We start from the raw sequence: 12,295 nt of genomic DNA, 5'->3' as shown, positions 1-12,295 counted from the left end.
CTTCGTTGGGTCGCAGCGAGGATAGAGCGGCATGGCCCCCGGAAACGAGCTTCTTGTGAGGGATCACGGCACGGCCCTCGGCTCGAAATTCGGTCCGGCATAGGTCCGCACCGCGTTGCCGCGCTCCAGATTGCGGTTGCGCAGCCATCCGGCGTGGCGACCGGCGCGCTCGCTGTCCTGCTCCCGCTCGGCCAGCATCACCAGAAGCTTCAGGCGCGCCAGCTTGCGATTGGCGTGCTGCGAGCGCTGATCCTGCGCGACCGTGGCGAGGCCGGTCGGTCTGTGGATCGCGCGGACGGCGCTGTCGGTCTTGTTCACATGCTGGCCGCCCGGCCCTGACGCCCGCATCGCCTGATAAGTGACGTCCTCGTCCCGCAGCCCCTCGAATTCTTCGGGCGGCGGCACGCGGGAGACGCCGACGAACCAGTTGCGCCGCCGGTGATGGGGCCGGAAGGGGCTGGCGCCGGTCCAGAGGATCGTGCCCGTCCGCGCCGCCGCGAAGGCTTCCGCCCCCTCGCCCGTCACGCTGACGAGGAGGGAGGCGGGATTGCCCTCGGCCGCCTCGAGCAGCGTGCAGCGGACGCCGGCCCGCGCCGCCTCGTCCTCGAACACGAGGGCGAGGCGGGCGACGACCCAGCGGCATTCCGCCGGCCCCTGCCCGGCGGAGAGATGCAGGACGATCTCGCTCATGTCCGCCTCGTCTTGTAGCTGAGCAGCGGGCGCAGCAGGGCGATCACGCGGACGAGCCCGGCCCCGACCAGGGCGCCGACGACGTCGTGGATGTCCTTATAGGCTTCCGGCGCTTCCTCGAAGATCAGCCGGCGATCCTCGCAGATCACCCGGCCGCCCAGCGCGGTCCGCTCCAGGTCGCTGGCCTTGAAGCGTCTGGAGAGTTTGGCGTGGGCGTCGGACCGGCTCCACCGCCGCCCGGCGCCATGGGCCAGCGAATGCAGGGCATCGTCGGCGTGGTCCGCCAGCGGCTCGACCAGATAGCTGAAATCGCCGCGCGATCCGGGAATGACCACGAGACCCCGGTCGGCCGGCGCCGCGCCCTTGCGATGCAGCCAGCCGCCGCGATGCGGCGTCACGCTGTTGTGCAGGATGTCGAGGCGGCATTCGCCGGCAAGACCCAGTTTGGCGCAGAAGCGCCGCGCGATGATCTCGCGGTTCAGCACGGCCCAGCCCGCCGCCCGGTCGTGGTCGGCGAGATAGGCGATGCCATCGGCGCCGGTGGCGGCGAGGCCGCCCTCGCAGCCGCGCGCCCGCCAGTGGTCGAGCACGGCCTGACCCAACCCGCGCGAGCCGCTGTGGACCATCAGCCACAGGCGGTCGGCGCGAAAGCCGAGCGCGTTGAAGCGGGCGTCGTCGACGATACGCTCGATCCGCTGGAATTCGGCGAAATGATTGCCGCCGCCGATCGTGCCGAGTGCGGCGCCTCCTTCGCTGTCCTCCCCTGCGCCTTCCCAGGGCGTATCGAGCCCGTGAAGGCTGCGTTCCGCCTTGTCGGGCCTGAATTTCCGCACCGGCAGGTCGGTCTCCCACAGCGCCATGCCGCAGCCGATGTCGCTGCCGACCAGATGCGGAAACAGGCGGTCGGGCGACCAGAAGGCGGCGCCGACGGCGATGCCGCGCCCGGCGTGGAGATCGGGCAGGCCGACGACCCGCTCGATCCCGTCGAGGGTCGCGGTGCCACGCAGCTGTTCGAGGGCGACCGGGTCGATCCGGGCGGGATCGGCGGCGATGACGCGGATCGGGGCTTCGCTCATCGCGCACCGCCTTTCCGCGGCCGGTTCGCCGCCGGCAGGGCGCCGCAATCCTTCAGGATGCCGTCGCGGGGATCGACGAAGAAGCGCCGACCCCCGCGACCGGTCCCCCCGATCACCCGGCCGTCGGACAGCCATTCGCCCCGGCGCCCGATGGAAATGCGGGACAGGACGATGTCATCGAGATGAAGACGGACATGGCTCTTCAGCGTGCTCCGCGTGTCGAGACCGGCGCAGATTTCGCTGAACACGGCATCCCAGCGCCGCCCCAGCCGGCTGCGCAGAAACCGCGCCAGCGGCGCCAGATTCTCGTTGAGACCCTTGGCGTAGCGCGTGCCGACGAGGGCATGACGCCCGAGGCCGATCTGGCTGACGCCCGGATCGCGCAGCCGCTTCAGCTTTGGCGAGGGGGCGTGACGCGAGCCGACGCGCGGCCGCTCCACGATGACCTTGAACATGTCAGCGCGCATGGCGGCCCTCCCCCGTGCGGAAGATCGGCTGTGGCCGGCGGCCCTGATGGTCGATGGTGAATTCGCCGCCCCGAAGGCCCGGCGAAACAATCAGGCGAGAATTCTCGCCCGAGAAGGAATTGCCCATGCAATTCGCCCCTGGATGATCTGGAAAGAAAGCTGTGTCATGTGTCGGCGAGGCGCTGCGCGCATGACGTTCTCCTTTCCGATCCAGGGGACATGCCGAAATTGGCGAGGCCGCACCCTACGGCAATCCAGCCGCGAATTCAAGACGGCCGCGCGACAGGGCCCGTCGCCGGCCGGCTTCCCTGTGCCGGCCGGCAACAGCCTGATGTCAGGCCCGGCTTCCGGCCGGCACCGCCTCGGCCTTGGCTTCCGCCGGGGCATGGAGCAGCGGCCGCAGCATCTGTTCGCCCACGGTGGTCGGCGGCAGGTTCTCGACGCCGAACTCTGCGGGATAGCGGCGTGTGATCTTGGCGGTGCCGAACAGCACGTCCCAGAAGAACAGCAGATTGCCGAAATTGCCCTTGTAGTTGGTGATGCCGTCGGCGGCATGTTTGCCGTGATGGGCGGCATGGGTCGCGGGGGTGGAGATCGTGCGCTCGACCAGCCACATCAGGGGCGACAGCCACTTGATCCGGTAGAGAGGCGCATCCCAGCGCACATCCGAATGGGCGCCGATGATCACCGCCATCTTGACCACGGCATAGACGGCATAGACCGGGCCGAGACCGAGATAGACCAGCGCGCCCGACAGCCACAGCGACGGCATCAGCAGGTAATAGAAGAAATTGTTCCGGTAGACGATGCGCACCGACATGTATTCCGCGTTGTGATGCGGCCGGTGCAGCTTGTAGAGCCAGGACACCGAATGGGACAGGCGGTGCCACCAGTATTGAAACATGTCGTCGAAGACGAGGAACAGGCCGATCTGCGCCAGCAGGGGCCAGTTGGCCAGCGCATCCCGCGCCGCGAACTGGCTGGCGATGAAGGCCCCGCCCATCAGGCCCACCGGCATGGAGACCAGCAGCAGCGCGCCGAAGCTCAGGGCCTCGACCATGCCGTCGCCCGGCTTCTGCGCCGCCTTGCGGAAGAAGCCGGTGACGCAGGCCTCGGTCAGGGCGACGCCCAGAAAGATGCCCAATATGGCGATGTCCTTGGTTTCCATGGCGCTCTCGCTCCCCGGGCCGCGCGGCCCTTGTTCTTGATGCCTTGGGGATAGGCCGGTTCCGCGCGCGAGAATGCAAACTTGTTATCAATTATGCCATGATCGGAATAATTTCACGCCCGAGGGAAAAGCAGGAGAACGGGGCGCCATGACCGATATCTTCGATCTCGACACGCCGGCGCTTCTGCCGCTGCTTCCGCCCGCGACGAAGGCGGCGCTGCTCTCGGCTGCCGTTCCGGTGCATTACCCGGATGGCGCGCTGGTCCATGCCCGGGGCGACCGCAAGCCCGGCCTCTCCGTCGTTCGTTCGGGCACGGTGCGGATCGGCAATCCGGGCGCGGACGGCTCCTATACGACGACCTCGATCCTCGGGCCGGGCCATTGCTTCGGGGAATTCACGCTGTTCGCCGACCTGCCCCGCACCCATGACGTGGTGGCGATCGGCGAGGTGGTGATCGACCAGATTTCGGCGCCGCGCGTCATGGCGCTCTATGACGCCGACCCGAAGCTGGGCTGGGCGCTTCTGTGTCTCGCGACGCGGCGGCTGCACGCCCTCATCGAATTCGCCGAGGACCTGCGCCGCCTGCCCCTGCCGGTACAGCTGGCCAAGCATCTGCTGGCCATGACCCGCCAGCACGCGCCAGCCTCGGCCCCGGCCAGCGTCGCCCTGGTGCAGGACGACCTTGCCTCGATGTTCGGTGTCTCCCGCGTCTCGATCGGCAAGGCCCTGCGCCGCCTCGCCGCCGAAGGCCTGGTGGAGATCGGCTACGGCCGCCTCACCCTGCCCGACCGCCCCCGCCTCGCCGACTGGCTCGCCGAACGCGCGGTGCTCATGCCGGTGACGGCGGGGGGATGAGGGGATATCCGTTCAGGGACGCGCGTGGCGCCAGTCCTCGGGCTTGTCGAAGCGACCCCGCCACAGGCCGAGACTTTGCTGCCGCGCCTCGTCCTCCGCCGCCGCGTAGCGCCCGGTATAGTGGCGATAGGCCAGCGCCCAGCCGGCGGCGACCATGGCGCGGTTGATATCGACACCCTCCCGCGTGCAGAAGCCGAGGGTGCGGCCGTAGGGGTCCAACTCCCCCGTCGAGCAGGTCACGGTGCGAAAAGCGACGAGCCCCCTCAGAAAGAGCTCGGCCGCCCGGCCGCAATCATAGGCCGTCCCGGCCGCCTCGCAGACCTGCCCGCTTTCCGGCGCGTCGATACCATCGAGCCGGATGACCAGATCGCCGACCATGATGGTATCGCCATCGACGACCGCCGCCCGCCCCGTCACCCCGCCCACCGGCTGCGCCGGTTCGGCGAAGAGGGAGGCGACTTCCTGAGGATGGGCCGCCAGATAACCGCCGACCGCGCCCAAGGGCACGCCCAGCACCAGTATCCGTAGCCAGTAGTACCAGGCGGCGCGGCGGCGCGCGTGTCGCCGCCACACGCGCGCCGCGGCCTTGCCGGCGCGGGGCCCGCGAGCACGCTGAAAGACGAATTTCCGGTCCGCGGACATCCACCGATCTTGGCGCTACAGGGCTTAAGAAATTGTTCGAGGCAAGGCGGCGACATGGTGTGGCCGGGCCACCAGCCATCGCCACCACGGTGCAATCTTGGCAAGTGGTGCCCTGCCGGCTACGCTCGGCGCGTCTGGCAGGGCGGTTCGACATGCGTGTCTCTCTCGATCTTTGGGATGGTCTCGACGTCGCGGGCATGATCGGCGACATCGAAGCCGCCTTCGATACGCACCTCACGCCGGCGGAGCTGCGGCAATCCTTCACCATGGGCGATCTGCAGGACCGGCTCGTCGCCCGTCTGCCGGCGGAAGCCGAGCGCGGCAAGGGTTGTCCGACCGCCATCGCCTTCTGGCGCCTGCGCGCCGCCCTTCGGCCCCATGTGCCGGGCCTGACCTTGCGCCCCTCGACACCGATCGGGGCGTTGCGTCACCTTTCGCACGTCAGGCTCCGGCGCGTGATCGAAGCGGATACCGGCTTCGCCCTGCCACCGCCCGAAATCACCATGGGTTTCCTGCTCGGCTGGCTCGCCCTTCTGATTGCCGTTCCCGGCGGTACTTACCAGGCGGGCCTCTCCGGCGGCCTCGCCTTCGCGCTGGCTTTGGCCATTCTCGCCCTGCCCCGCCTGTGGCCGCACCGCCTGCCCGGGCGGATCGTCACCCTCGGCGACCTCGCCCGCGACGTGGCCGACCGGAACCCGGTCAGACTGGCCCGTCTGGGCGCACGGCTGGACGAACAGGCCATCTGGAACAGGCTATGCGTCATCGCGTCCGACTATGGCGATGTGCCCGCGGCGGACATCGCCCGTCACACGCGATTGACGGGCTCATGACCTCACCGGCTGCCGGAGAAAACAGAACTGCCATGGTTACGACCCTGAAAATCGTGGACGAATATTTCGGCGCCGGGGTTCCGGGCGCACGGCGGGGCGCCGAACTTCGCGTCGCGTCCGAGCGTGTATCGGGGCGGGACATCATCCGGTCGAAGGTAGCGGCCGAAGTCGAAGCGTTGAGGCAAAGGCCTCAGACAGCCACCCTTGCCCGCTCGCATTCCTTCATCATCGACATGCCGCCCACCGCCCCGGAGATGACGATGAACCCGATGCCTTCAATAGATCGTCCGGGCTTCAGGCCGCCGGAAATGGAACAGGAAGTCCTGCGCGCCTTTTCCGCCTTCGCTCGCGGGGGTTTCATCATGTTGCTCGACGGCCGTCAGATCTGCGATCTCGACGAAGAACTGGTTTTGCGACCGGAAAGTGAAGCGGTCTTCCTCAACCTCACGCCGCTGCAGGGCGGTTGAGAATCACCCGGCTGACAAAGGGAAGGCCGCATCGTGACCGAAGGTCGCCCACCCTCGAGCGATGGTCTTCCGGCTTCGGCGACCCCGTCGGCGCCCGGAAACGCGGACAGCATTCTCCTGAAAATTTGGGACGAGGTTTCGGCCAACAGGCCGAGCGTTCAGGTAACTCTTGACGTATCCGATCGTTGGCGGGCGCTGACGAAAGAGCCGCCGGCATTGCAGATCGCGGTGGCACTGGCGACCCTTGAACCCAAATTGGCCGAGCGTCGCGCTCGGGAAGGCGGGACGATCGAACTCCTCGCGACACAAATTTCGCGACAAGTCCTGAGCCAGAGCCTGCAAAGGGGATTGCCGTTCTCGCCCGCGCAGATTCACCAGATGCTCGAAGCTTGGCTTGTGCAGAACGAGCCTCTCGCCCACGGCTGGCCCGGCCGGTGGATGCTGCAGACAGTCGAAAACCTGTCGAGCGAACATCCACTGACGCCCGACCTGATCTCGGTGCTCGGCCGCATCCGCGCCCGTGCACGGGGAGACCGCTTGCAATATCATATTCCAACCAAGTTCGACCTGCAGGTGATCGAGCGCATCACCACCCTGATCGACCCACCTGAGGGCGATCACCGGCCATTGCCGGTCGGCGCTTTCGCCGAGAATTTCGAGCGGTGGATGGCGACGCTGGCAGAGGGCAAGGCCAGCATATGGCGGGATCTCGCCCTCCTCTGCGCCGAGGTGGGCGACGGCACCGCGCCGCGCAAGGGATGGCTGACAGCGAGCCAGAGGCTCGTCGACAAGATCGGCCGTATAATACTGTCGGAGCGGATCTCTCAACTCCTGAAGGAAACGATACCCGACCCGGAGCATCCGGATCGAAGCCTCGACATTCTGAAGGGGCTGCTGTGGCTGATCCCGCATCTCGACCACGCCCCCCTCGCGGGGGAGGTCGGAAGCTTCGCCGAAACATGCTTCAGCAAGATCACGCTCCTCGGTCCGCGCTCGGTCCGGCTGGGCAACGCCGCGCTCTGGACCTTGTCGGAAATGGCCGGGGAGCCCCGCGCGGCGGCTGAACTCTTTCGATTACGCACCAGGATACAATACCCTTCGGCGCGCAAGATCATCGACAAACGCCTGGCCGATCTGGCGGACAAGCGCGGCCATTCGGTCGAGAACATGGAGGACCACGGCCTGCCCACATTTGGGCTGGACGAAAGCTCCGCCCTCGTCGTGCCATTCGGCGGAGCGCGGGTCGAGCTTCGGGTCCATTCGACAGGCATTTCGCAGCAATGGTACAGCGCCGCGGGCAAGCCTGTGAAGGCGCCACCGTCTGAGGTGAAACTTGTCCACGGCGATGCTCTCTCCGCCTGTCGCCAGAGGATCAAGGACCTCGAGGGCGCCCGCCAGACCCAGGTCGTCCGGCTTGAACAGTCCTGGGTGGAGAACCGGAGTTGGGCCTTCGAGACTTGGAGCAAGTATTTCTTGCGGCATCCCCTGCGCCGCCCCATCGTCGTTTCGTTGATCTGGTCCATCGGCGACCATGTCGTGATGCCGGATGGGGAGGGACTTCGGGATGTGACGGGCACCCTCCGCGCCTTCGATCCGCAGGCGCGGGTGCGATTATGGCATCCGCTGAACGGCGATCAGCAAACCGTGCTGGCCTGGCGGCGCCGCATTCTGGAACACGGGCCGACACAAGCCCTGAAGCAGGCGCATCGCGAAATTTATGTGCTGACGGAAGCCGAACGGGCGACGCGCGTCTATTCCAACCGCTTTGCCGCCCACATCCTGCGCCAGCACCAGTTCAAGGCCCTGTGTCAGGCGCGGGGCTGGACATATGCCCTGATGGGCGCCTGGAATGGCGGCAACAGCCCTGCGCTGGCCCTGCCGCGACAATCCCTGACCGCCGTCTTTCATGTCTCGATGATCGACGAAGGGCCACGGATGGCGTCCGGCGTCGCGCACTACCTGTCGTCGGATCGAGTGTGTTTCAACGACGCCGAAGGCGGCGCAGTCGCGCTGGAGCAGATTCCGCCGGTGGTCTTTTCCGAAGTGCTGCGGGACGCCGATCTCTTTGTCGCCGTCACCAGCGTCGCCAATGATCCAAACTGGACCGATGGCGGCCCAGACGGCCGACATGCCGGCTACTGGAGGCGATGGGCCTTCGGCGAGTTGAATCAGTCGGCCGCCACCCGCCGGGCGCTGATGGCCTGGCTCGCGCCCAGGCTTTCGATCGCCGACAAGCTCGAAGTAGCGGACAGAGCCCTGATCGTTCAGGGGCAGCGGCAGAAATACGCCATTCACCTCGGCTCCGGCAATGTCCAGATCATGCAGAGCAACCGCTACCTCTGCATCGTGGCCGACCAGAAGGCGAAGGAAATCGACAACATCCGGCTGCCCTTCGTCGGCGACAACATTCTGTCGGAAATTGTCGCCAAGGCGTTCCTGCTGGTAGACGAGAGCAGGATCAAGGACCCGTCGATACTCCATCAGCTGTAAAAAAAGGCGGCACCCTGCGGCGCCGCCTTTTCCTTGAACCAGCCCCGTAAGGCCGGCGCATATCAATAGCGGTAGTGTTCCGGCTTGAACGGGCCGGCGGCCTTCACGCCGATGTAGTCGGCCTGCTGGGCCGAGAGCGTGGTCAGTTTCACGCCGAGCTTGGCGAGATGCAGGCGGGCGACCTTCTCGTCGAGGTGCTTGGGCAGCATGTAGACCTTGCGCTCGTAATTCTTGTGGTTCTTGAACAGCTCGATCTGGGCGATGACCTGGTTCGAGAAGGAGGCGCTCATCACGAAGCTGGGGTGGCCGGTGGCGCAGCCGAGGTTCACCAGGCGGCCCTCGGCGAGGACGATCAGGCGCTTGCCGTCGGGGAAGACGACTTCGTCGACCTGCGGCTTCACGTTTTCCCACTTGTAGTTACGCAGGGCGGCGATCTGAATTTCGCTGTCGAAGTGGCCGATGTTGCAGACGATCGCCCGGTCCTTCATCTCGCGCATGTGGTCGAGGGTGATGACGTCGATATTGCCGGTCGTCGTCACGAAGATGTCGCCGAGGGGGGCGGCGTCTTCCATGGTGACGACCTGATAGCCTTCCATGGCGGCCTGCAGGGCGCAGATCGGGTCGATCTCGGTCACCATCACGCGGGCGCCCTGGCCGCGCAGCGAGGCGGCCGAGCCCTTGCCCACGTCGCCGTAACCGGCGACGACCGCGACCTTGCCCGCCAGCATGACGTCGGTCGCGCGCTTGATGCCGTCGACGAGCGACTCGCGGCAGCCATAGAGATTGTCGAACTTCGACTTGGTGACGCTGTCGTTCACATTGATCGCCGGCACCTTCAGGGTGCCCGCCTTGTACATTTCATAGAGACGGTGCACGCCCGTCGTCGTCTCTTCCGAGAGGCCGAAGACGCCTTCCATCAGTTCGGGATATTCATTGTGCATGAGGACGGTGAGGTCGCCGCCATCGTCGAGGATCATGTTGGGAACCCAGCCGTCCGGGCCCTTCACGGTCTGATGGATGCACCACCAGAATTCCTCTTCCGAGAGGCCCTTCCAGGCGAAGACCGGGATGCCGGCCGCCGCGATCGCCGCCGCCGCCTGATCCTGGGTCGAGAAGATGTTGCAGGACGACCAGCGGATTTCCGCGCCGAGCGCCGTCAGCGTCTCGATCAGCACGGCGGTCTGGATGGTCATGTGCAGACAGCCGGCGATGCGCGCGCCCTTCAGCGGCTGCGACGCGCCATATTCCTCGCGCAGGGCCATCAGGCCGGGCATTTCCGTCTCGGCGATGCGGATTTCCTTGCGGCCCCAGTCGGCGAGCGAGAGATCCTTGACCTTGAAATCGGTGAAAGCGGCCATGTCGATTGTCCTTGCGTCGGGCGCCGGGGGCGCACATCAGGCCCTTCTCATACCAGCCGGCGGCGCCGGGCGCAAGCAACGAGATAAAGACATCTTTATGTGTTGATGCACAATCGCCGCCATGGTCAGGCGACAGGACTCTGCTAGAGTCGGGGCCATGCAGACCCTCGTCGACACTTTCGGCTTCACGCCCCTCGATATCGTGGCGATCACCCTCTTCGTCGCGACCTGGCTGTTCTATCAGCGGCTGCTGAACCTGCTGGGCCGGCGTTACCGGACGATCAATTTCACCATGAAGCTGGTGCGGCGGCACTGGATGCAATGCATGGCCAAGCGCGACATGCGCATGGCCGATGCCGCCCTGCTGGGCCATGTGATGAATTCGACCTCGTTCTTCGCCTCAACGACGGTTCTCGTCGCGGCGGCGCTGGTCGGCGCCATGGCCAGTCTCGATTCGATGCAGCCGGCGATCGAGGGACTGGATTTCACGGTGAAGACCAGCCGCGCCTTCTTCGAATTGAAGATGGCCCTGCCGCTCGTCGTCTTCGTGTCGGGGTTTTTCGCCTTCACCTGGGCGCTGCGCCAGTTCAATTACGCCATCGCCCTGATCGGGGCGACGCCGCCGCCGGGGCAGACCGACCGGGAAGAGGCGGAAGTGCTGGCGGACTTGACGGCGACCGTGCTCTCGGCCGGGGCCGAGTCCTTCAACGCCGGGGTCAGGGCTTATTATTTCGCGGCCGCCTGCCTGTTCTGGTTTGGCGGCCCCATCGCCTTCATGGCGTCGATCGTCGCGATTATCTGGATCCTGCTGCGGCGCCAGATAAGCTCGCACACGGCGGTGGCCATAAGGACTGAGGCAAGAAAGCTGACCCGTTATTGAAATCATCAGGCCCCCTGGGGGCCAGGACCGCCGCGCAGCGCGCTTGGCTGCGCCGGCAGGTCAGCTCGCCTCCCCTTCGGTGCCGGGCACCGGAGGGGGAGCGCGGCGGATCAGGCCGCCTTGGCGCAGGTCTGATGGGCCCAGACCGAACCGGCCAGGGTCTTCAGCGCAATCTCGTAATCGCCCTTCAGGGCCAGTTCCGACGCCTTGCGCTCCGCCCACTTCAGGTGGCGGGCCTCGAAGGTCTCGGTCGCGGTCACAACGTCGGTGGCCAGCACGCGGTCATTCTGCTTCAGCTCGATAATCATTTCAGACTCTCGAAATTCCCCAAGGTACAGCCAGCCGACGGGGACCGGCGCCCCGGACAGCGCATCAGGACAGAAAACCTGTCCTTGTTTTGCCGTCACCCCCAATTAACCCGGACCCCCCGGGATTGGTTCCAGATCATTTTGCACGGCGAAATATTGCACCGCAATATTTCATTGCCGTGAAGGGGGGCAAAAAAAAAGCGGCCCCGAAGGGCCCGCCTTGAGGACCAAAAAAAAGCGGCCCCGAAGGGCCGCTGAATGAGAGAGCCGCGCGGGCGGCAGGGATGGGGAGGAGGAGGCCGCCCGGCGTAGTGCCTCTCGAGTGATCAGAACCGATAGCCGACGCCGAAACCGACGAGCAGCGGGTTGATGTCCACGTCGGCCTTGATCGCGCCGTTCACGGTCGCGGTGGTCGACAGGAAGATCTGCTTCACGTCGACGTTCAGGGCCCAGTGGTCGTCGAGCGGAATGTCGACACCGGCCTGCAGCGCCCAGCCGAAGCCATTGTCGTATTCGACCTTGGAGACCGGGGCCTTCTCGCCGTCCTGGCCGTAGAAGATCGTGTAGTTCACGCCGACGCCGACATAGGGCCGGATCTTGGCTTCGGGCGCGAAGTGATACTGCAGGGTCAGGGTCGGCGGCAACAGCCAGGTCTTGCCGAGGTCAAGATCACCAAGCGCGGTGCGCTTCGCCTTCACGTCATGCGGCGTGGTGCCCAGGATCAGCTCGGCCGCGATGTTCTTGGTGAAGAAATAGGTGATGTCGAGTTCCGGCACGACCGAATCGTCGATCTGGACATCGGCACCGTTCAGCGCCGCGGAATTGCTACCCGTCAGATCCTCTTCCGGCAGCACGATCAGCGCGCGGCCGCGGATCATCCACGGGCTCTGTTCCGCCGCCTGCGCAGCGGTCGTGTCGACAAGGCCGAACCCCAGCCCGGCAGCGAGAATGGCGGCAGCAGACAGGCCCGCCTTGACGTTGTGCTTCATCGTTCTTCCCTCCGTGGCGACATGACGACTGTCGCCCGCGGTTCGGAATGTGGAGCCAGTGCCGGGGTTAAGCG

General features: G+C 66.1%; 14 protein-coding genes. 5 read left to right on the top strand and 9 right to left on the bottom strand.

Annotation, left to right across the window (positions count from 1 at the left end; translation table 11 throughout):
- Positions 1–63: 63 nt before the first annotated feature.
- From prfH to DKG74_RS06860, 5 genes are all read right to left on the bottom strand, one after another.
- The gene (gene prfH, locus DKG74_RS06875; protein WP_109904036.1) at positions 64–690 is read right to left on the bottom strand and encodes a peptide chain release factor H; all 627 of its coding nucleotides are present in this window, start codon (positions 688–690) and stop codon (positions 64–66) included.
- Positions 687–1,766: an RNA ligase RtcB family protein gene (locus DKG74_RS06870; protein ID WP_109904034.1), complete on the bottom strand. Its 1,080-nt coding sequence runs from the start codon at positions 1,764–1,766 to the stop codon at positions 687–689. Before DKG74_RS06870 ends, prfH begins: the two co-directional genes overlap by 4 nt.
- On the bottom strand, positions 1,763–2,233 hold the full coding sequence (locus DKG74_RS06865; RefSeq protein ID WP_133251521.1) for a hypothetical protein: 471 nt from the start codon (positions 2,231–2,233) through the stop codon (positions 1,763–1,765). The genes DKG74_RS06870 and DKG74_RS06865 overlap by 4 nt, the downstream gene beginning before the upstream one ends.
- The gene (locus tag DKG74_RS21665; protein ID WP_165837569.1) at positions 2,223–2,360 is read right to left on the bottom strand and encodes a hypothetical protein; all 138 of its coding nucleotides are present in this window, start codon (positions 2,358–2,360) and stop codon (positions 2,223–2,225) included. The genes DKG74_RS06865 and DKG74_RS21665 overlap by 11 nt, the downstream gene beginning before the upstream one ends.
- Before the next feature lie 207 nt (positions 2,361–2,567).
- The gene (locus DKG74_RS06860; RefSeq protein ID WP_109904030.1) at positions 2,568–3,401 is read right to left on the bottom strand and encodes a sterol desaturase family protein; all 834 of its coding nucleotides are present in this window, start codon (positions 3,399–3,401) and stop codon (positions 2,568–2,570) included.
- A 148-nt stretch (positions 3,402–3,549) separates the two neighbouring features.
- On the opposite strand from DKG74_RS06860, the gene DKG74_RS06855 reads away from it, so the two are divergent.
- Positions 3,550–4,257, top strand: a complete 708-nt coding sequence (locus tag DKG74_RS06855) for a Crp/Fnr family transcriptional regulator (protein WP_165837568.1) — start codon at positions 3,550–3,552, stop codon at positions 4,255–4,257.
- A gap of 12 nt (positions 4,258–4,269) precedes the next feature.
- Here the strand turns inward: DKG74_RS06855 and DKG74_RS06850 are convergent, their stop codons facing one another.
- Positions 4,270–4,899, bottom strand: coding sequence for a thermonuclease family protein (locus DKG74_RS06850; RefSeq protein ID WP_109904026.1), 630 nt, complete (start codon positions 4,897–4,899; stop codon positions 4,270–4,272).
- Positions 4,900–5,051: 152 nt separating this feature from the next.
- On the opposite strand from DKG74_RS06850, the gene DKG74_RS06845 reads away from it, so the two are divergent.
- Genes DKG74_RS06845 through DKG74_RS06835 form a run of 3 tightly spaced genes read left to right on the top strand, consistent with a single transcriptional unit; the run spans position 5,052 to position 8,686 of the window.
- Complete coding sequence (locus DKG74_RS06845; protein ID WP_109904024.1) at positions 5,052–5,729, top strand: acyl carrier protein; 678 nt, start codon at positions 5,052–5,054, stop codon at positions 5,727–5,729.
- Between the two features lie 32 nt (positions 5,730–5,761).
- Positions 5,762–6,196, top strand: coding sequence for a hypothetical protein (locus DKG74_RS06840; RefSeq protein WP_109904022.1), 435 nt, complete (start codon positions 5,762–5,764; stop codon positions 6,194–6,196).
- A gap of 33 nt (positions 6,197–6,229) precedes the next feature.
- Complete coding sequence (locus DKG74_RS06835; RefSeq protein ID WP_133251520.1) at positions 6,230–8,686, top strand: DUF4132 domain-containing protein; 2,457 nt, start codon at positions 6,230–6,232, stop codon at positions 8,684–8,686.
- A 62-nt stretch (positions 8,687–8,748) separates the two neighbouring features.
- Here DKG74_RS06835 and ahcY read toward each other — a convergent pair whose 3' ends face one another.
- Complete coding sequence (ahcY, locus tag DKG74_RS06830) at positions 8,749–10,044, bottom strand: adenosylhomocysteinase (RefSeq protein WP_109904018.1); 1,296 nt, start codon at positions 10,042–10,044, stop codon at positions 8,749–8,751.
- Between the two features lie 157 nt (positions 10,045–10,201).
- Between ahcY and DKG74_RS06825 the strand changes: the two genes are divergently transcribed.
- Entirely contained in the window at positions 10,202–10,924 is a 723-nt protein-coding gene (locus DKG74_RS06825; protein ID WP_165837567.1) for a DUF599 domain-containing protein, read from the top strand.
- Positions 10,925–11,034: 110 nt separating this feature from the next.
- On the opposite strand, the gene DKG74_RS06820 is transcribed toward DKG74_RS06825, so the two are convergent.
- Positions 11,035–11,232: a hypothetical protein gene (locus DKG74_RS06820; protein WP_109904014.1), complete on the bottom strand. Its 198-nt coding sequence runs from the start codon at positions 11,230–11,232 to the stop codon at positions 11,035–11,037.
- A 326-nt stretch (positions 11,233–11,558) separates the two neighbouring features.
- Positions 11,559–12,221, bottom strand: coding sequence for an OmpW/AlkL family protein (locus DKG74_RS06815; protein WP_109904012.1), 663 nt, complete (start codon positions 12,219–12,221; stop codon positions 11,559–11,561).
- Positions 12,222–12,295 lie beyond the last annotated feature (74 nt).

The organism is Zavarzinia aquatilis, from assembly GCF_003173035.1.
GTDB lineage: Bacteria > Pseudomonadota > Alphaproteobacteria > Zavarziniales > Zavarziniaceae > Zavarzinia > Zavarzinia aquatilis.
Note: the sequence above shows the minus strand (reverse complement) of the source record. Positions and strands in the feature narration are given on the sequence as shown.